The 19,436-nt window shown below is 63.4% G+C and carries 19 protein-coding genes; 5 read left to right on the top strand and 14 right to left on the bottom strand.

Features of this window, described 5'->3' with window-relative positions:
• Positions 1-27 precede the first annotated feature (27 nt).
• The 3 genes from ACN0S5_RS14255 to ACN0S5_RS14245 form a co-directional block, all read right to left on the bottom strand.
• Positions 28-366, bottom strand: coding sequence for an HNH endonuclease (locus ACN0S5_RS14255; RefSeq protein ID WP_417209317.1), 339 nt, complete (start codon positions 364-366; stop codon positions 28-30).
• Positions 367-683: 317 nt separating this feature from the next.
• Positions 684-2,237 (bottom strand): alanine/glycine:cation symporter family protein, encoded by a 1,554-nt coding sequence (locus ACN0S5_RS14250; protein WP_417209315.1) that lies wholly within the window; start codon positions 2,235-2,237, stop codon positions 684-686.
• Between the two features lie 26 nt (positions 2,238-2,263).
• On the bottom strand, positions 2,264-2,698 hold the full coding sequence (locus ACN0S5_RS14245; protein WP_417209314.1) for a universal stress protein: 435 nt from the start codon (positions 2,696-2,698) through the stop codon (positions 2,264-2,266).
• 439 nt (positions 2,699-3,137) lie between these two features.
• On the opposite strand from ACN0S5_RS14245, the gene ACN0S5_RS14240 reads away from it, so the two are divergent.
• Positions 3,138-4,904 (top strand): SulP family inorganic anion transporter, encoded by a 1,767-nt coding sequence (locus tag ACN0S5_RS14240; protein ID WP_417209313.1) that lies wholly within the window; start codon positions 3,138-3,140, stop codon positions 4,902-4,904.
• On the opposite strand, the gene ACN0S5_RS14235 is transcribed toward ACN0S5_RS14240, so the two are convergent.
• Positions 4,884-5,609 (bottom strand): metallophosphoesterase family protein, encoded by a 726-nt coding sequence (locus ACN0S5_RS14235; RefSeq protein ID WP_417209312.1) that lies wholly within the window; start codon positions 5,607-5,609, stop codon positions 4,884-4,886. The two genes, ACN0S5_RS14240 and ACN0S5_RS14235, sit on opposite strands and share 21 nt — an antisense overlap.
• A gap of 164 nt (positions 5,610-5,773) precedes the next feature.
• Between ACN0S5_RS14235 and ACN0S5_RS14230 the strand changes: the two genes are divergently transcribed.
• Positions 5,774-6,229: a GFA family protein gene (locus tag ACN0S5_RS14230; RefSeq protein ID WP_417209311.1), complete on the top strand. Its 456-nt coding sequence runs from the start codon at positions 5,774-5,776 to the stop codon at positions 6,227-6,229.
• Between the two features lie 72 nt (positions 6,230-6,301).
• Here the strand turns inward: ACN0S5_RS14230 and serA are convergent, their stop codons facing one another.
• Both serA and ACN0S5_RS14220 read right to left on the bottom strand, forming a co-directional pair.
• Positions 6,302-7,903, bottom strand: coding sequence for a phosphoglycerate dehydrogenase (gene serA, locus ACN0S5_RS14225; protein ID WP_417209310.1), 1,602 nt, complete (start codon positions 7,901-7,903; stop codon positions 6,302-6,304).
• An 84-nt stretch (positions 7,904-7,987) separates the two neighbouring features.
• Complete coding sequence (locus ACN0S5_RS14220; RefSeq protein WP_417209309.1) at positions 7,988-9,142, bottom strand: phosphoserine transaminase; 1,155 nt, start codon at positions 9,140-9,142, stop codon at positions 7,988-7,990.
• Between the two features lie 254 nt (positions 9,143-9,396).
• Between ACN0S5_RS14220 and ACN0S5_RS14215 the strand changes: the two genes are divergently transcribed.
• Complete coding sequence (locus ACN0S5_RS14215) at positions 9,397-10,674, top strand: DUF2330 domain-containing protein (RefSeq protein ID WP_417209308.1); 1,278 nt, start codon at positions 9,397-9,399, stop codon at positions 10,672-10,674.
• Positions 10,675-10,714: 40 nt separating this feature from the next.
• Here ACN0S5_RS14215 and paaK read toward each other — a convergent pair whose 3' ends face one another.
• Both paaK and paaI read right to left on the bottom strand, forming a co-directional pair.
• The gene (gene paaK, locus ACN0S5_RS14210) at positions 10,715-12,019 is read right to left on the bottom strand and encodes a phenylacetate--CoA ligase PaaK (RefSeq protein WP_417209307.1); all 1,305 of its coding nucleotides are present in this window, start codon (positions 12,017-12,019) and stop codon (positions 10,715-10,717) included.
• A gap of 33 nt (positions 12,020-12,052) precedes the next feature.
• Positions 12,053-12,505, bottom strand: coding sequence for a hydroxyphenylacetyl-CoA thioesterase PaaI (paaI, locus tag ACN0S5_RS14205; RefSeq protein WP_417209306.1), 453 nt, complete (start codon positions 12,503-12,505; stop codon positions 12,053-12,055).
• Between the two features lie 114 nt (positions 12,506-12,619).
• Here paaI and ACN0S5_RS14200 point away from each other — a divergent pair, with 114 nt between their 5' ends.
• On the top strand, positions 12,620-12,961 hold the full coding sequence (locus ACN0S5_RS14200; RefSeq protein WP_417209305.1) for a DUF2794 domain-containing protein: 342 nt from the start codon (positions 12,620-12,622) through the stop codon (positions 12,959-12,961).
• 51 nt (positions 12,962-13,012) lie between these two features.
• On the opposite strand, the gene speB is transcribed toward ACN0S5_RS14200, so the two are convergent.
• From speB to ACN0S5_RS14180, 4 genes are all read right to left on the bottom strand, one after another.
• Positions 13,013-13,975, bottom strand: a complete 963-nt coding sequence (speB, locus tag ACN0S5_RS14195) for an agmatinase (RefSeq protein ID WP_417209303.1) — start codon at positions 13,973-13,975, stop codon at positions 13,013-13,015.
• Positions 13,976-14,035: 60 nt separating this feature from the next.
• Positions 14,036-14,902, bottom strand: coding sequence for a C40 family peptidase (locus ACN0S5_RS14190; protein ID WP_417209302.1), 867 nt, complete (start codon positions 14,900-14,902; stop codon positions 14,036-14,038).
• Complete coding sequence (locus tag ACN0S5_RS14185) at positions 14,899-16,284, bottom strand: leucyl aminopeptidase family protein (protein WP_417209300.1); 1,386 nt, start codon at positions 16,282-16,284, stop codon at positions 14,899-14,901. Before ACN0S5_RS14185 ends, ACN0S5_RS14190 begins: the two co-directional genes overlap by 4 nt.
• Positions 16,285-16,370: 86 nt before the next feature.
• Positions 16,371-16,751 (bottom strand): hypothetical protein, encoded by a 381-nt coding sequence (locus ACN0S5_RS14180; RefSeq protein ID WP_417209298.1) that lies wholly within the window; start codon positions 16,749-16,751, stop codon positions 16,371-16,373.
• Between the two features lie 145 nt (positions 16,752-16,896).
• Between ACN0S5_RS14180 and ACN0S5_RS14175 the strand changes: the two genes are divergently transcribed.
• On the top strand, positions 16,897-17,538 hold the full coding sequence (locus ACN0S5_RS14175; RefSeq protein WP_417209297.1) for a carbonic anhydrase: 642 nt from the start codon (positions 16,897-16,899) through the stop codon (positions 17,536-17,538).
• A 38-nt stretch (positions 17,539-17,576) separates the two neighbouring features.
• Here the strand turns inward: ACN0S5_RS14175 and ACN0S5_RS14170 are convergent, their stop codons facing one another.
• Both ACN0S5_RS14170 and ACN0S5_RS14165 read right to left on the bottom strand, forming a co-directional pair.
• Positions 17,577-17,942, bottom strand: coding sequence for a hypothetical protein (locus tag ACN0S5_RS14170; protein ID WP_417209296.1), 366 nt, complete (start codon positions 17,940-17,942; stop codon positions 17,577-17,579).
• A gap of 249 nt (positions 17,943-18,191) precedes the next feature.
• Complete coding sequence (locus ACN0S5_RS14165) at positions 18,192-19,214, bottom strand: aspartate-semialdehyde dehydrogenase (RefSeq protein ID WP_417209294.1); 1,023 nt, start codon at positions 19,212-19,214, stop codon at positions 18,192-18,194.
• Positions 19,215-19,436: the final 222 nt, after the last annotated feature.

The raw sequence follows: 19,436 nt of genomic DNA, 5'->3' as shown, positions 1-19,436 counted from the left end.
CTTGAAGCTCCGGGCAAGACCGGGGCCTCACATTCCCCTCAGACGCAACCACCTTCCGTTTTCAAGCCGCGTCTGAACGCGCCGCCTGTAGCTTAGCGGATCGAGCGGGTTATGCGCCGAATGGCGCGTCCGATTGCAGTAAAGGCAGGCGGCGACGATGTTGGCAGCAGCATCGCTGCCTCCCTCCGACCGGGCTTTCAGATGCTCTGCGGTGCTCTGAAACTTTTTGGCCAGCCCGGGAGTCACGCCGTGTTCCCGCTGAAAGGCGTCCGCGTCGGTCTCCCACATGGGTTGCCCACAATAATAGCACCGCCCTTTCTGGGCCGCCCACTTCTGCTTTCGTAGTCTCTTGATCGTGTTTTTCATCCAAACGCATCCTTGTTTTGGGTTTCATTCCAAAACGAATGCGCACCGGACTAATCCCGGCCCCGGATAGGAGGCAAACGCCCGCGCAGGAGAATGGTCGAGTTGAACTCTTTCCACCGCCCCGCATTTCCATGGTTGGACCTGACAATTCCTGCCAAGACCATCGCGACACCTACCGCCGCGACCGTGCCTTACATCAATGAAGGCACCACCTTCTTCAAGCTTAGCAAGACCCGGATCGCATTGCCAAGCCGAATTTCCACAAAAAAAGGGCCACCCAACAGGCGGCCCCTTTCCGTTTCACATGACCCCGATCATCACTCGGTGAACTTCTTGATCTCGCCCGACTTCAGCCGCGACAGGTAGCTGTCGACCTCACGCTTGACGATTGGCATCAGGAAATACAGGCCAAAGACGTTCACAACCGCCATGGCAAAGATCGCCGCGTCCGAGAAGTCAATCACCGGGCCAAGGTTGGCCGAGGCACCGATCACGACGAAGACGCAGAAGATGACCTTGAAGGTGATTTCCTTGGTCTTGCCCTCACCGAACAGGTAGGTCCAGGCCTTCAGCCCGTAGTAGGACCAGCTGATCATGGTCGAGAAAGCAAAGAGGATCACCGCAACGGCAAGCACCGTCGGGAACCAGCTGAAGGCACTGCCAAAGGCCGCCGCCGTCAGACCAACGCCGGACGTGTCGCCAACTGTCCTGATCGCCGTTCCGGCCTCGTTCAGCAGGTAGATGCCCGTGGCCTCATCGATCACCAGTTGCTGGGTGATGATGATGACCAGCGCCGTCATGGTGCAGATCACAACCGTATCGATGAACGGCTCCAGCAGGGACACAAAGCCCTCTGTGATCGGCTCTTTGGTGCGCACGGCAGAGTGCGCGATCGCCGCCGAGCCGACGCCCGCCTCGTTCGAAAAGGCCGCCCGCTTGAACCCCTGGATCAGCGCGCCGACCATACCGCCCGCGACGCCCAGCCCGGTAAAGGCCCCGGCAAAGATCTGGCCAAAGGCCCAGCCGATCATGTTGGCGTTCATGATCAGGATGATCACCGCCGAACCGACATAGATCACGGCCATGAAGGGCACGACCTTTTCCGTCACCGAGGCGATGGACTTCAAACCGCCCACGATCACGACAAAGACGATGACCGCAAAGATCAGCCCGGTAACGAAACCGGGGTATTCGCCGACGACACCGGTGATCGCCTGATGCGCCTGGTTGGCCTGGAACATGTTGCCGCCGCCAAAGGCCCCGAGGATACAGAAGATCGAGAACAGCACGGCGAGGATCTTGCCCCCCGGCAGACCGCGCTCTGCAAAACCCTTGGTCAGGTAATACATCGGACCGCCCGACACGGTGCCGTCCGGGTATTCATTGCGGTATTTCACGCCCAGCGTACATTCGGTGAACTTTGACGCCATGCCCATCAGCCCGGCGAGGATCATCCAGAACGTCGCCCCCGGTCCGCCGATGCCGACGGCCACCGCGACCCCGGCGATATTGCCCAGACCCACGGTGCCCGACAGCGCCGTTGCCAGCGCCTGAAAGTGGCTGACCTCACCCGCGTCGTTCGGGTCGGAATAGTCGCCTTTGACCAGTGCGATGGAATGCCCGAAGCCGCGGAACTGGATAAACCCGAAATACAGGGTGAAAACCGTTGCCGCGACCACCAGCCAGGCCACGATCCACGGAAAACTGGTGCCCGGAAACGGGCTGAAGATGAAATTCACGAACCAGCCGGTCGCCCCGGCAAAGATGTCGTTGACCTTCTGGTCGATCGAGGTTTCCTGCGCGGAGGCTGCGCCTGCCAGCAGGATCGGGGCCAGAGCGGCAAGCGTCAGGCGAGATGTAAATCGTTTCATGAGATTGTCCTGTTCTGGTCGGCGCTTCAGGGGACGATGGTGCAGGGCACCGGCGCGGTCTGTACCAGCGATCCGGCGACCGATCCAAACACCCGGCTGCCCAAGGGCGAATGGCCGTTGCGTCCGATGAACAGCTGCGCGGCCCCCTGTTTTTTGGCGACATCACACAGCGTGTCGGCGATGTGGCCATAGCGCAGAACCGTCTCGACCGGGACACCCCGACCCTCGACAGCCGCCTTGGCCGGCGCGATCAGCGATTTTTCGGCGCGGTCCAGTTCCTCTGTTCGGCGCTTGTGGCGCTCTTCGAGTTCTGTCGGCGTCAAAAACGAATAGGGCGACCATTCCAGCACATGAACGATGACCACCATGGCCCCCTGTGCCGCCGCGCGTTCCAAAGCGAAATCCAGCGCGCGTTGCGCCGCTTCGCTGCCGTCGAATCCGACGACAAACCTGTCCGTCATTCCTGATTATCCTTCTTCCCTGTTCCGCCTTTCGGCTGGAAGAAGGCTAGCAGCAGCGTCGCGGGCAATTTTACCGAATTGCCCCGGCTGACCTCCCGGTTTTCCCGGATTTCCGCATGAGATGTAATATTTTCGTCAAAATTGCACAAAGGTGCGGAAATTCGCGCTTAACGGAAACCTCCCGCGCGCCTCCGGCTTATGACGCGTTCAGCCGCTGGAATGCTTCTTTTCGCCGACACTGGGTCCTGCCTGCCGGTGGGGCGCGGCTGCGCGGCGAGGAATGGATGGCCGAACCCGGAAATCTTTGCGCCCGCCGATCCAATGAGATGGCGGCGGCCGGGTCTGCGTGGAAACGGGTCTTTCAAATTCCGATTTGTGAATATATAAAGCGCTCAACCGCGACTCGGGGGCCCTCCCCGAGCCTGATCCAGGATACGCCATGCCCCGCATTTCGGCCCAGACCCTTACGCAGTACCTGCCCATCCTGACATGGGCAAAAGCGTACACCCGCGACACCGCCTCGTCCGACATCCTTGCCGCCGTGATTGTCACCATCATGCTGATCCCGCAGTCGCTGGCCTATGCGCTGCTGGCCGGGCTGCCCGCCGAGATGGGGCTTTATGCGTCGATCCTGCCGCTGGTGGCCTATGCGATCTTTGGCACCAGCCGCGCGCTGGCGGTTGGCCCGGTGGCGGTCGTCTCGCTGATGACCGCCGCCGCCATCGGCAACCTTGGCCTGTCGGACCCGGCCCAGATCGCGCTGGCCGCCGGGACACTGGCCTTTATCTCTGGTGTGCTGCTGCTGGTGCTGGGGGTGCTAAGGCTGGGCTTTCTGGCCAACTTCCTGTCACATCCGGTGATTGCCGGGTTCATCACCGCATCGGGCGTACTGATCGCCGCCGCGCAGCTGAAACATATCTTCGGGATCGAGGCGCATGGTCACACGCTGATCATGGTCATCGGCTCGCTGTTCGAGAACCTGTCGCAGACCAGCCTCATCACCCTCGTGATTGGCACTAGCGCGACGGCCTTTCTGTTCTGGGTCCGCAAGGGGCTAAAGCCGCGCCTGCTGGCTGCGGGCCTGAAACCGCGCCTTGCGGACGTGCTGGCCAAGGCCGGGCCGGTCGCTGCCGTGGCTGTCACAACGCTGGTTACATGGCTGTTCGGTCTGCAAAACGCGGGCGTCAAGATTGTGGGCGAGGTGCCCACCGGCCTGCCGCCGCTGACCATGCCGTCGCTGTCGCCGGACCTGTGGAACCAGTTGTTCCTGTCGGCTGTGCTGATCTCGATCATCGGCTTTGTCGAATCCGTGTCCGTCGCCCAGACACTGGCCGCCAAAAAGCGCCAGCGCATCCTGCCCGATCAGGAACTCATCGGCCTAGGCGCGTCGAACGTCGCCGCCGCCGTGTCGGGCGGCTATCCGGTCACCGGCGGTTTTGCCCGGTCGGTCGTGAACTTCGACGCCGGTGCCGAGACCCCGGCGGCGGGGGCCTTTACCGCCATCGGCATCGCCTTTGCCGCGCTGTTGCTGACCCCGCTGCTGTTCTTCCTGCCCAAGGCCACGCTGGCCGCCACGATCATCGTCGCGGTTCTGGGCCTTGTCGATTTCTCGATCCTGAAAAAGACATGGGGCTATTCAAAGGTCGATTTCGCCGCCGTCTTTGCCACCATCGCCCTGACGTTGGTCTTTGGCGTTGAACTGGGTGTGTCGGCGGGGGTGCTGATCTCTATCGGGCTGCATCTGTACAAGACATCGCGCCCGCATGTGGCCGAGGTCGGCCTTGTTCCCGGCACCCAGCATTTCCGCAACATCAACCGCCACAAGGTTGACACCCGGCCGCACCTGATCACCCTGCGCGTCGACGAAAGCCTGTATTTCGCCAATGCCCGGTTCCTTGAGGATTACGTGCTGGGCCGCGTCGCCTGCGATGAACCGATAGAACAGGTTGTGCTGATGTTCCCTGCGGTGAACGAGGTCGACATGAGCGCGCTGGAAACCCTAGAGGAATTGAACCGACGCCTGTCGGAAATGGGCATCAAGATGCACCTGTCAGAGGTCAAGGGTCCGGTGATGGACCGCTTGCAACGGTCGCATTTTCTGGATGAACTGACAGGCCGGGTGTTCCTGTCGCAGTACGACGCATGGCAGGCGCTTGCCAAACCGCAGACGTCCGCCCCGAAACCCTCAGAGACGGACGCGGCCTGAGGCCTCCAGGGCAAAAATCTCATCCGCTTCAAAAACGGCGATGGACATCGGGCGGCCATAGCCCGCCCCGGTGTCCAGATTAAGCCGGTTGGGCTTCAGGTCCGGCGCATCGACCGGCGTATGCCCATGCACGATCAGCGCGCCGTGGTCGCGCGTGTCCTTGAGGAATTCCTGCCGTATCCACAGCAGGTCGTCCTCATCCTGATCGACCAGTGGCACGCCGGGGCGCACCCCCGCATGGACAAAGAACTTTCCCATTTCGCGGTGGGACAGTTGCAGGTTTTGCAGGAACTCCAGATGCCCCTCGGGCAGCGCCGCGCGAAACTCGGCGGCCAGTTCTTTCTGGCGGATTCGTTCCGGCACATCGACACCGTAGGACTGCGCCGTTTCCAGCCCGCCGATCCGTTCATGAAACCAGTGATACCCCACCAGCAGATGCGAATCCTGACGCGGCTCTGGCGGGGCCACGAACCATTCGAACAACCGGTCATGGTTGCCTTTCAGGCAGATCCAGTTGTTCCCCTCGGCCAGCCCGGCCCGCAGCAGGTCTATCACCCCGCGCGACTCCGGCCCCCGGTCGACATAGTCGCCCAGAAAGACGATGCGCGCGCCGCCGCCGCTGTCCCGCTCGATGCGGGTCAGCGCGTCTTCCAGCATGGCCAACTGGCCGTGAATGTCGCCGATGGCGTAGATCGTGTCCGTCATGCCTGCCGCCTAGCATGATCCCCGCCGCGCGGCCATACCGCGCCGCCGCCCGGCTGCCGCCCGTTGCCGCCAGTGCCGTTATTCCGGGCAACCGGCGCAACGCCACTGGATCGCGTGCAGCACCGGGCCTAGGTTGGCGGCATCAGACCGCCAAGGAGCCTCACATGCCTGCGCCTTCCCTACCCCTCAACGGGTCGTGCCGTTGTGGCCGCGTCCATATCCGCATCACCGCACCGCCGCTGATGACCGCCGCCTGCCATTGCCGCGGCTGTCAGAAAATGTCCTCCAGCGCCTTTTCCCTGACCGCGATGGTGCCCGCCGGTGCGCTGGAGGTCACGAAAGGTGAACCCGTCGAATGCGGCACCCATGGCCCCGACCAGGATCACATGGGGTGTCCGCATTGCATGACATGGATGTTCACCCGCATCACCGGGGTCGACACCTTCGTGAATGTCCGCCCGACCATGTTCGACGACACATCGTGGTTCGCGCCCTTCATCGAGACCATGACCAGCGCCAAACTGCCTTGGGTCGATGTCCCTGTGCGGCACAGCTATACCGAGTGGCCGCCGATGGACCGGTTCGAGGAGTTGATCTCCGAATACGCCGCACAGGGCTGACCGGCGCAAAGAAAAACCCTCCCCCGCTTGCACGGAGGAGGGTTGATACACACCCGACAGGATGCGTCAGGCTCAGGCCACGTCGAATTGCAGCGGCTTGATCTGGTTGAACAGACCGGTTTCGGCCAGTTGCGCCCGCGCCTCGGCCGGGACCGGCTCATCGACATACAGCAGCGCGATGGCCTCACCGCCCGCGTCCTTACGACCAAGAGTAAAGTTCGCGATGTTCACGCCGTTGCGGCCCATGGTCTGACCCAGCGCGCCGATGATGCCGGGTTCATCGTTGTTGGTGGTGTACAGCATATGCGCGCCGACCTCGGCGTCGATGTTGATGCCCTTGATCTGGATAAAACGTGGCTTGCCGTCGCTGAACACCGTGCCCGCGATGGACCGCTCCCGCTTGCCGGTCACAACCGTCACCTTGATATAGCCCTCAAACGCGCCGGATTGCGCCTGATTGGTGGTCGAGATCTTGATGCCGCGCTCTTTGGCGATGATCGGCGCAGAGACCATGTTCACGTCAGAGCTGATCGGCTTCATGATACCCGCGATGGCGGCGCAGTTCAGCGCCTCAAGGTTCATCGTCGCGGCCTCACCATCGTAAAGGATGTTGATCGCCTTGATCGGCTCATCGGTCATCTGGCCGATAAAGGCCCCCAGATGCTCTGACAGCTTGATCCACGGGCCCATGACCTTGGCCTCTTCGGCGGTCACCGACGGCATGTTCAGCGCGTTCTGCACGGCACCGGTCATCAGGTAATCGGCCATCTGCTCGGCCACTTGCAGCGCCACGTTTTCCTGCGCCTCCGAGGTCGACGCACCAAGATGCGGGGTGCAGACCACGTTCGGCAGACCGAACAGCGGGTTCTCCTTGGCCGGCTCCTCGGCAAAGACGTCAAAGCCTGCGCCAGCCACATGACCGGACTTGATCAACTCGGCCAGCGCAACCTCATCCACCAGACCGCCACGGGCACAGTTGATGATCCGCACACCCTTTTTGGTCTTGGCAAGGTTTTCCTTGGACAGGATGTTGCGGGTCTGGTCGGTCAGCGGCACGTGCAGGGTGATGAAATCTGCACGCTTCAACAGCACGTCCAGATCGTCGACCTTTTCGACCTGCATCTGCTTGGCCTTTTCCTCGCTCAGGAAGGGGTCATAGGCCACGACCTTCATTTTCAGACCGCGCGCGCGGTCACAGACGATGCCGCCGATGTTGCCCGCACCGATCACGCCCAGCGTCTTGCCGGTCAGTTCCACGCCCATGAACTTGGACTTTTCCCACTTACCGGCGTGGGTCGAGGCGCTGGCCTCGGGGATCTGGCGCGCCACGGCGAACATCATCGCGATGGCGTGTTCGGCGGTGGTGATCATGTTGCCGAAGGGCGTGTTCATCACGATCACGCCCTTCTTGCTTGCGGCTTCCTTGTCGACGTTGTCCGTGCCAATCCCGGCGCGGCCCACGACCTTGAGGTTTGTGGCAGCCTCAAGGATCGTCGGCGTCACCTTGGTGGCCGAACGGATGGCAAGGCCATCATACTGACCGATGATCTCGGCCAGCTTGTCCTTGTCCTTGCCCACGTCGGGCAGGAAATCCACGTCGATGCCGCGATCGCGAAAGATCTGAACGGCGGCGTCAGAGAGTTTGTCGGAAATGAGAACCTTGGGTGCGGTCATGTGCTACGCGCCCCGGACCTGATCCGGGGCCTCCTGCTGGAAGGATGGGAAAGAGGCTCCGGGTCAGGCCCGGAGCATGTGGTGTCAGGCCGCTTGCGACAGCGCCTCGATCTCGGCGTGGAAGGCGTATTCCAGCCACGGCAGCATCGCCTCGACGTCCGAGGTTTCAACCGTGCCGCCGCACCAGATCCGCAGACCGGCGGGCGCGTCACGATAGGCGCCAACGTCCAGCGCCACGCCTTCGGCCTCCAGCCGCTTGGCCACAGCCTTGGCAAAGACCGGACCGTCGGTGATGCGCGCATCGGTGAACTTCAGGCAGACAGAGGTGTTCGACCGTGTCGCCGCATCGACGGCAAGGTTGTCGATCCAGTCGCGCGCCGCGCAGAAATCCCAGATGGCTTTCGCATTGGCATCGGCCCGCGCGATCAGCCCCTTCAGGCCACCGACAGAGCGCGCCCAGTCCAGCGCCACAAGGTAATCCTCGACCGCCAGCATCGACGGCGTGTTGATCGTCTCACCAACAAAGATACCCTCGATCAGCTTGCCGCCCTTGGTCAGGCGGAAAATCTTGGGCAGCGGCCATGCGGGGGTGTAGCTTTCCAGCCGCTCGACGGCACGGGGGCTCAGGATCAGCATGCCATGCGCCGCTTCACCGCCCAGCACCTTCTGCCAGGAGAAGGTGGTCACATCCAGCTTGTCCCACGGCAGATCCATCGCAAAAGCGGCAGAGGTCGCGTCGCAGATGGTCAGACCTTCGCGGTCTGCCCGGATCGCGTCGCCCGACGGCATCCGCACGCCGGAGGTGGTGCCGTTCCATGTGAACACAACGTCGGTGTTGTAATCCAGCGCCGCCATATCGACGATCTGACCATAGTCGGCGGTCTTCACCTCGGCGTCGATCTTCAACTGCTTGACCACATCCGTGACCCAGCCCGCTCCAAAGCTTTCCCAAGCGACCATCGTCGCCTTGCGTGCGCCCAGCAGCGACCACATCGCCATCTCGACGGCACCGGTGTCCGAGGCAGGCACAATGCCAATCCGGTAGTCGGCGGGAATGTTCAGCAGGGCGCGCGTCTCTTCGATCGCGGCCTTCAGCTTGTCCTTGCCGATCTTCGCACGGTGCGAGCGGCCAAGGGCGGCATCCGCCAGCTTTTCAAGCGTGAATGTGGGGATCTTGGCGCAGGGGCCAGAGGAAAAACGCGGATTAGCCGGCCGCGTTGCCGGTGCAGTCATGGTCATATCTGCTAACCTTCCAGATAGATGCCCCTCGTTGGGGAGGGGTGTCCCACGGACGCATCTACGCCACGGTCCCGTCGGCGGCAAGTCGGATTCACGTCGGATTTCGGGCCCATTGCGTCGGATTTCAGCGACAGCGCCCCGCGCGCGACGCGCATCGGAAACAAACCGCCCGCCCCGGCGCGCCATCAGCGAATCCCTTATCGAACGCGGCTCTTGTGTTAGGCTGTGGTCCTATGCCCTTCCCGGAGGTCTTCATGACTCGCATTTTTCTTGCCCTATTGTTCTCAACCCTTGCCGCCTCGGCGCAGGCCTTTTGCGGCTTTTACGTCGCCAAGGCGGATGGATCGCTGTTCAACGAAAGCTCCAAGGTGGTCTTTGTCCGCGACGGCGACCGGTCCGTGATCACCATGTCCTCGGACTATCGCGGTGAGCCGAAGGACTTTGCCCTGATCGTGCCCACGCCCCGCGTGCTGCTGCGCGACCAGATCCGCACCGTCGAGGCGGAAACCGTCAAACATCTGGACGATTACACCGCGCCGCGCCTTGTCGAATACCACGACCGCGACCCTTGCGCCCCCGTCCCCCTGCCGATGATCGCCATGACCGCCGTCGTGAACGAGGCAGCGCCGCCGCTGGCCGTCCGCGCCCGCGCGCTGGGCGTCACGATCGAGGCGGAATACGCCGTCGGCACCTATGACATCCTGATCCTTGGCGCTGAACAATCCGACGGTCTGGTCACTTTCCTGACCGGAGAGGGCTACAACATGCCCGAGGGCGGAGAGGCGACGCTGCAACAGTACATCGACGGCGGGATGAAATTCTTTGTCGCCGGTGTGAACCTTGAACGGCATGAGGCCGCCGACACCAAGGAATTGCCGCCGCTTCAGATCGAATTCACTTCCAAGGATTTCATGCTGCCGATCCAACTGGGCAAGCTGAACGCCGACGGCCCGCAGGATGCGCTGTTCTTCATGCTGTCGCGCACCGGCCGTGTGGTGCCGACGAATTATGTCCCCGTCCAACTGCCCAGCAACATGGATGTCCCGCTGTTTGTCGAAGACGAATTTGGTGATTTCTACCGCGCGCTCTTTGCGCAGGCCGCCCCGGATGAGGGCGGCATCGTGGTCGAATACGCATGGGACATGGCATGGTGTGACCCCTGCGCCGCCGATCCGCTGACCAATGCGCAACTGGCGGAACTGGGGGTCGACTGGCTGCCCGAAGAGACCGGCACCGGGCCGCTGTCCGGCCAGAACGTCTATGTCACCCGGCTGCATGCCCGCTATGAGGGCGACCAGATGGCCGAAGACGTGTTCTTTCGCGCCACCGAAGACCGGCAGAACTTTCAGGGCCGCTATGTGATGAACCACCCCTACACCGGGGAAACCACCTGCGAGGCGGGCAAGGACTATGTCCTGCGCACCCGCGCCCGCGTGTTGGATGAGGCGCGCGCGCTGGCGCGCCTGACCGGCTGGGACGAGGCCGAATTGCTGGAAAAGGCCCGCATGTCCGTCTCCGAAGAGTTCCGCTGAACCAGAGTATCGGCGCCCCGGTCCGCGGGGCGCCGACCCCTTATTCCTTGGGGCGGTTGTCGACGATCCGCACCGCCTTGCCCTGACTGCGTTCCACGCCACCCGGCGCGGCCACGTCCACCTTGACCGAGACACCGACCACCTGTTTGACCCGCGCCGCCAGATCGCGGCCCGCCTGATCGCCCAGTTCAACCGTGTCGGGCAATGTCTCGACCTTGACGCGCATTTCATCCTTGTGACCGACGCGGTTCAACTCCAGCTGGAAATGTGGGGCCAGTTCGCGCACCGTCATCAGCTGTTCCTCGATCTGGGTCGGGAAGACGTTGACGCCACGCAGGATGATCATGTCATCCGACCGGCCTGTCACTTTTTCCATCCGCCGCATCGTGCGCGCCGTCCCCGGCAACAGCCGGGTCAGATCGCGCGTGCGGTAGCGGATCACCGGAAACGCCTCTTTGGTCAGCGAGGTAAAGACCAGTTCGCCCAACTCGCCGTCCGGCAGCACCTCTCCGGTCTCGGGGTGAATGATCTCAGGGTAGAAATGGTCTTCCCAGATGTGCAGGCCATCTTTGGTCTCGACGCATTCGCTGGCAACGCCCGGCCCCATCACCTCGGACAGGCCGTAGATGTCGACCGCGTGCATATCAAAGGCGTCTTCGATTTCCAGCCGCATGGCGTTGGTCCACGGCTCCGCCCCGAAGATCCCGACCTTCAGAGGCGATTTGCGCGGGTCCAGACCCTGCGCGGCGTATTCATCAATGATCGACAGCGAATAGGACGGCGTGACGGTGATCCCGGTGGCGCCGAAATCCTCGATCAGCCGCACCTGCCGCTGTGTCATCCCGCCAGAAATCGGCACCGTCGCCAGACCCAGCTTGTCCGCGCCCAGATGAATGCCCATGCCGCCGGTGAACAGCCCATACCCATAGGCGTTGTGCAGCACATCGCCGGGCTTTAGTCCCGCCGCGCGCAGCGACCGCGCGACAACCGTGCCCCAACTGTCCAGATCATTGGCGGTATACCCCACAACCGTCGGCTGCCCGGTGGTCCCGGATGAGGCATGAATGCGCCGCACCTGATCGCGCGGGACGGCAAACATGCCAAACGGATAAGTCGCGCGCAGATCGGATTTCACCGTAAACGGAAACTTCGCCAGATCCGCGAGGCTGGTCAGATCGTCCGGATGCACCCCCGCCGCGTCAAAGCTGTTGCGATAATGCGCGACATTGTCATAGGCGTGGCGCAGCGACCATTTCAGGCGATCCAGCTGAAGGGCAGAAATTTCATCGCGCGAGGCGATCTCGATTGCATCGAGGCTGTGCTTGGACGGGGTGAGGTCTTCCATCGGGTCTCCTCCGGGATGGGAACGGCGGGCGCGTCAGGCGCCGTCTTGCAGGGTCGATTCGTCTTCGGGGAACAGCTGGCCCTTCACGGTGCGCGACAGGCCGCGCATCAGCGCCACCTTGCGCCCGTCGCCGCCGGTCACGGTCACGTCATAAACGCCGGACCGCCCGGTCAGCGCCTGTTCCTGCGCCGTTGCGGTCAGCCGTTCGCCGGGCTGGCCGGGGGCCAGAAAGGTGATCTGGTTTTCCTGCGCGACGGTCAGGCGGTTGTAGCTGTTACAGGCAAAGGCAAAGGCGCTGTCGGCAAGGGTAAAGATGAAACCGCCGTGACAGATCTTGTGCCCGTTCAGGTGATGCGGCTGCACCTCCATCGACAGGACGGCGCGACCGGGCGCGATCTCTTCGATGCGCATGCCCATCTGCTGGCTTGCGGCGTCACCGGCCCACATGGCCTCTGCCGCGCGTGTGGCGCGTTCCTGCGGTGTCATGGCGCTCCTCCCTCGATGGCGCGACACTGCCTAAAACCGACCGCGCGGTCAAGTAAATTGAAACCCCTCCTCTACCCCCTTGATTTATGGGCCGAAGAGCGCAACTCTGAGGTCATGAACAGCTTGACGCCCTTTCCCGGTCAGGGGTCCGCGCCAGAGGTGACAGCCTTTCAGCGGGCCGAGCTCAACGTGATCCTTTCGCTTTACGGACGTATGGTGGCCGCCGGTGAATGGCGCGACTACGGCATCTCTTCGCTGCGCGAGGTGGCGGTGTTTTCCATCTTTCGCCGCACCGCCGAAAACCCGCTGTACCGGATTGAGAAACGCCCCAAACTGCGCAGCAAACAGGGCGAGTACGCGATTTTCGGCATGGAGGGTCAGGTGCTCAAACGCGGGCACGACCTGCGCGCCGTGCTGCGTGTGCTGGAACGCAAGCTGATCCGCTCGGTGCAGTGAGAGACGATTTTTCGACGAAAAATCGCCCCAGAAGTAAGCCCTGTGTCCGCGTCAACCGTCAACCGGGGACAGCATCGCGCAAAGCATCTCGAACATGATCGACACGCCAAGAAAGGCGGTGGTGCCGCTTTGGTCGAAGGGCGGCGACACCTCGACCAGATCTGCCCCGACGATGTTCAGCCCGGTCAATGCGCGGCACACCTGCAAGGCCTGATAGCTGTTCGGCCCGCCCACCTCCGGCGTGCCGGTGCCGGGCGCAAAGGTCGGATCGACAAAGTCGATGTCATAGCTGACATAGGTCGGCGCAGCGCCCACGATGGCGCGCGCCTCCTGCATTACGTCGGTGATCCCGCGTTCAAAGAACTCTTCGATCGTCACGATGCGGATGCCATTGGCGGCGGCGAAATCGCGATCCTCGGTGTCGTACATGGTGCCGCGAATGCCGATCTGGATCACCCGTTTCGGGTCCAGCAGCCCCTCTTCCACCGCGCGGCGGAAGGGGGTGCCGTGGGTGTACATGGTGCCGCCGAAATAGCTGTGAAACAGGTCCGTGTGGCTGTCAAAGTGGATCATCCCCAGCGGCCCGTCCTTGGCCAGCGCCCGCAGCACCGGCAGCGAGGTCAGGTGATCGCCGCCCGCCGTCAGCGGACGGATGCCCGCCGCGACGACCTGCGCATAAAACGCGGTGATGCGCGCCATACTGTCCTGAATATCCGCCGGGTTCGGCCCGACATCGCCCAGATCGGCGCAATTGACCGTCTCGAAGGGGCGCATCCCGCTGACCGCATGTTGCGCGCGAATCATGGTCGAGGCATCGCGCAACTGGCGCGGGCCATGTCGCGGACCGGGGCGGTTGGTGGTGCCGCTGTCCCAAGGCACCCCGATCAGCCCCACCTGCACATCTTTGAACCGGGGATGATCCGCAGGAACATAGGGCAGGCGCATAAAGGTCGGCACGCCGGCAAAACGCGGCAGATCGAACCCGGAAACCGGGTGAAAGAACGGATCAGACAAGGCTTGCTCCTGCGGTTGCGGGTGCGAGGGGCCAGCCCCTCGCGCTCCCCGGGGATATTTTCACAAAGAAGAAGACAGGCGCGCGTGGCGGATGACCGGCCCGTCCCCTTGTTTTTCAATACGGGCCACGGCCTGATTGATCGGCTCATAGGCCACCGCCATGGCGTGTGCGTTGGCGTGCAGGATGGTGTCAGGGTCCGCGACCCAGGCCACATGGCCTTTCCAGAACAACAGGTCGCCGCGCTGTGGCGGCGTGCCGGGGGGCAGCGCCCTGCCCAGCGCCTCTTGCATGTCGCTGTCGCGCGGGCAGGTCTGCCCGCAGGCATGCATCGCGATCTGCACCAGCCCGGAACAATCGATGCCAAAGCTGCTGTCCCCGCCCCACAGATACGGGGAGCCGACCAGCCGCTCTGCCACGGCGACCGGGTCACTGTCCTGCGTGTCAATGGGCGCAAGATGCTGGCTGGGCACAAATATGTCCTGTGGAGCCGTGCCGCGTGACCAGTCGGCGCGCGCCCAGCCGTCCACCACGTCGAGAACCGTCAGTTTCGTCCCCAGAGACAGGGGGGTGATCCGCCCCATCGCCTTGAGACCCGGCGTGGATTTTCCGTAGCTTTGCGCCGCGCTCACGCGATGCGTTTCTGCCGCGTCCGGCGTGGCGATCAAGGCCGCCGCCGCCATCCAGCCGACATAGCCGTCCTGTTCCGCGAATCCGAACGCCATGCTGTCTTGCAGATCCAACACGCGAACCCCCTCTCCGCGCAGCAATTGCCGGTCGCGTCCGCCGTCCGGTTTCGCCAACATGTCGGCGACTGGGCAAACGACCCTGTACCGCTCACCTTCGACAAAGCGGTCTGCCGCGACCTGCCCGCGCAGCGAGACATGGGCCACCCGGCCATTGAAGGCTGTCAGGCGGCGGTCCATCATAGCCCCAGCATCTTTGGCAACGCTGCAACGATCGCGCGCGGCCCCTGCATCAGACCGCCTTTGGAGCGACCCGGAGCGGCGGCGGGTTGCCATGCATAGATGTCGAAATGCGCGTATCGCGCGGCCTGCCCGGTGAAGCGGCGCAGGAACAGCGCGGCGGTGATCGACCCGGCAAATCCGCCCGAGGGCGCGTTGTCCAGATCGGCAATCCCCGGCTCTATCATCGGCTCGTAGGGGTCATGAAACGGCATACGCCAGACCGGATCAGCCGCACCGGGCGCGGCCTGTGTCAGCGCGGCGGCAAAATCCTCGGCATCGGTGTAGAAGGGCGCAAGGTCGGGGCCGACCGCCACCCGCGCGGCCCCCGTCAGCGTCGCCATCGAGATCATCAGATCCGGCTTTTCCTCATCGGCATAGGCCAGCGCATCGGCCAGCACCAGCCGCCCCTCGGCGTCGGTGTTGTTGATCTCGACCGTCAGACCCTTGCGCGAGGTCAGGATGTCGCCGGGGCGGAAGCTGTTGCCCGCAACGCTGTTTTCCACGGCCGGGATCAGCAGCCGCAACCGTACCGGCAAACCCAGCGCCATGATCATCTGCGCCAGACCCAGCGTGTTCGCCGCCCCGCCCATGTCCTTTTTCATCAGCCCCATGGAGGCCCCCGGCTTCAGGTTCAGCCCGCCGGTGTCGAAGCAGACCCCCTTGCCGACCAGCGTCAGCATCGGGCCGGTGTCGCCCCAGCGCAGGTCGATCAGGCGCGGGGCCTGTTCGGCCGCGCGCCCGACCGCGTGGATCATGGGAAAGTTCCGGTCCAGCAGGGCCTCGCCGGTGATCACCTCGATCGACGCGCCGTGCGTCGAGGCCAGCGCGCGCGCCGCCGCCTCCAGCGCCACGGGGCCCATGTCCGAGGCGGGCGTGTTCACCAGATCGCGGGTCAGCGCCTCGGCCGCGGCCAGAACCTCGATCCGCGGCGCGTCCACGCCTTCGGGCGCGACCAGTTGCCTGGTCACCGCACTGTCGGCGACGTAGCGGGTGAACCGATAGCCTGCCAGCAACCAGCCCAGCGACTCAGTCCCGGCGCAGTCGTCCGGCAGGCCAGAGGCAATCCGGTACGTCCCCGGCGCCAGCCCCGGCAGCGCCCCGGCCAGCACAAACCGCTGGCGCGCGCGCTGCGTCGCGGTGCCATAGCCCGCAAGTGCCGCCTCGGGCGTGCCATCCGCACCGGGCAGCATCAGCGCTGTGTTCAGCGCGCCGGTGAACCCGCTGGCCTTGACCCAGGCGCGCACCCGCGCGTCCTGCCCGTCCAGCCAGGCTTCCAGCCCGTCGGGGTCGATCAGATGCAGCGGCAGGGCGGGTGCGTCGGGGGCGGCGAAACTGGCGGACATGAAGGCTCCATTGACAAGGTGCCTTTACCGTATTGCCTGCACGTCCCGCCGCAAGCGGATTTCACCGCCCGCCCTGCCGGCCCGGCTCAGACAGAGAACTCATTGATGTCCCATAGCGCCGTGAGCGAGCGTTCGCCGATGCGCGCCAGACGCGCCAATGTCGCCGCCTCCGCCACCGCGTCGCCCATTTCAATGCAGGCGGCCACGTCATGCGCCACCATGCTGAGCGAACACAGGCCGATCTGGTCCGCGATGGCCGCAAGTGCCCGCAATCCCTTGTGCATATCCTCACGCGGCCCCGTCTGTGCCTGCGCCTGCAACTGGCACATCCGCTGGGCCAATTCCTCCATCGCGCGGCAGACCACCCCTTCGGCGGCATTCCGTCCCAGATCGGTACACAGCGTCTCTATCTGGGCCGTGTCCATCGCTGGACGTTCGGCCGGTGCCAGATACGTAACCTCTATCACGTTTCACCCCATTCATGTGCTCCCACGCTGGGGCAACATGAACCGGGTGGGTTCCCAAAAGGTTATCCCAGAGTGGTGTTTTCGCTCGAATTTCCTCTGAATTCGTCGTACTTGGGGCAACCCAACCTGACGACCGGAGACTTAGATGGAATTCGCTCGCCCCTTGCCCGGCTTTCTGACGCAACGCTACCATGGCTGGAAAGCAACGACGCACGCCGAAAACAGCGCCTGGTATCGCCGCCTTGCGACCGAGGGCCAGCGCCCGCGCGCCATGGTGATTTCGTGCTGTGATTCCCGCGTGCATGTCACCTCGATCTTTGGCGCGGACCAAGGCGAATTCTTTATTCACCGCAACATTGCCAACCTTGTCCCGGTCTATGAGCCCGACGGCCAGCACCACGGCACCTCGGCGGCGGTGGAATATGCGGTCATGGCGCTGAAGGTGGCGCATCTGATCGTGCTCGGCCATTCCAACTGCGGCGGCGTGCAGGGCTGTCTCGACATGTGCGAAGGCCGCGCGCCCGAACTGGAGGAAACCGCCTCTTTTGTGGGCCGCTGGATGGACATCCTGCGCCCCGGTTATGAGGCGGTGAAGGGCCACGCGGACATGCCGCACGCGCTGGAAAAAGAGGCGGTGTCCGTGTCGTTGCGCAACCTCATGACCTTCCCCTTTGTGCGCGAGGCGGTCGAATCCGGCCAACTCAGCCTGCACGGCCTCTGGGTCGACATCGGTGAGGGTGGATTGCACATGCTGGACGGCAAAACCGGGACATTTGGCCCGGTCTGACAAAAATTCAGGCTAATGGAAAACACGGCAGGCCGGGGTCAGCCCTGGGCCTGCCTCTGCCACACCGTCGAGGCAAGCTCACCGGCCTGCCCCTCGCGGTGCGCCCGCACGCGGGGACGCCCGATGCGTTCCGCCAACCGGGCCAGCGGCACGCCCAGATCGCTGCCGGTACACAGCCCTTCGCCGGAATCGTTCAGGATCACCATATGACCCAGCCGAAAGGTCACCCGAAACCCCTTACACGCCAATTGCTCGGACAGGGTTTGCCAGCTTTTGGCCCCTTCAAGGATCGGCGACAGGAACAGCCGCAACAGCGCAAGCGCCTCGCTATCGAGCGGCCTTGGAAGGCCCGACGTTTTGGGAACATTTGGCCAATTGGCCCGGGAAATTGCAGCATGAAGCATCGCCGCCTCCTTACCGATTTTTCAAGCGTGGCACGCAAATGCGGCAAAACTGCGGCAGCCCCGCGCCCTTGGTAAGGATTTCCCGTAAAGCGGTAAAAGACCCTTAACCGCGCGCGCGGTCAGCCGGGACAGGGCCCCGCGCGGCCTCTTGGCGCCCCGCCAAAAACGACAACAGGCCCGCGCCGGGGGACACGGGCCTGTTGCAGGGTTTTCTCACGTCGCGCCGCTGTGCCGCGCGGATGCGGGCAATCAGCCCTTTTTCAGCGCCTTCTGGCCCAGCACTTCGGCGATCTGCACCGCGTTCAGCGCCGCGCCCTTGCGCAGGTTGTCGCTGACGCACCACAGGTTCAGACCGTTGTCGATGGTGCTGTCCTGCCGGATGCGGCTGATGAAGGTGGCGAAATCGCCGACGCATTCCTTGGGGGTGACGTAGCCACCGTCCTCACGCTTGTCGATCACCATGACGCCGGGGGCCTCGCGCAGGATGTCGCGCGCCTCGTCCTCGTCCAGATGGTCCTCGAACTCGATGTTGATCGCCTCGGAGTGGCCGACAAAGACCGGCACCCGCACGCAGGTCGCCGTGACCTTGATCTTGGGGTCGACGATCTTTTTCGTCTCCGCCACCATCTTCCACTCTTCCTTGGTAGAGCCGTCTTCCAGAAAGACGTCGATGTGCGGAATCACGTTAAAGGCGATTTCCTTGGTGAACTTCGACGGCGGCACGTCTTTGGTCGGGTTGTAGACCGCTTTGGTCTGCTCCCACAGTTCGTCCATGCCCTCTTTGCCCGCGCCGGACACCGACTGATAGGTCGACACGACGACGCGCTTGATCCGGGCGCGGTCGTGCAGCGGCTTCAGCGCGACAACCATCTGCGCGGTCGAACAGTTGGGGTTCGCGATGATGTTCTTCTTGGTGTAGCCCATGACCGCATCGGCGTTCACTTCCGGAACGATCAGCGGAACGTCCGGGTCGTAGCGATAGAGCGACGAGTTGTCGATCACCACACAGCCCGCCGCGGCGGCCTTGGGCGCGAATTCCTTGGTCGGGCCAGAGCCGACGGCAAACAACGCCATGTCCCAGCCGGTGAAATCAAAGGTAGCAAGGTCTTTGGTCTTGAGGGTCTTGTCGCCAAAGCTCACCTCTGTGCCCAGCGATTTGCGCGAGGCGAGTACGGCGATCTCGTCGACGGGGAATGCCCGTTCGGCGAGGATGTTGAGCATCTCGCGGCCCACGTTACCCGTGGCACCAACGACGACAATACGGTAGCCCATATGGCCCTCCTTAGGGGTTGCGCCGCCACCCACACGCGGATCGCGCAGCCAGCGGAATGGCGCGGTTCATATCGCAGGCGCAGCATGGACGAAAGCCCCCATTCGTTTCGGCGCAGCCACTTCAGCGGGCAAACCGCGCAGTTCACGCTCAAATCCGCCCTAAATTTTGGCATCTTGCCCCGGTGATAATCCGCCGGTACTCGCAACCGCAGAAATAAGCGG

It is taken from the genome of Antarctobacter sp. (assembly GCF_048262615.1).
Classification (GTDB): Bacteria; Pseudomonadota; Alphaproteobacteria; order Rhodobacterales; family Rhodobacteraceae; genus Antarctobacter.
The sequence above is the reverse complement of the archived record's forward strand: the minus strand, read 5'-3'. Positions and strand labels throughout refer to the sequence as shown.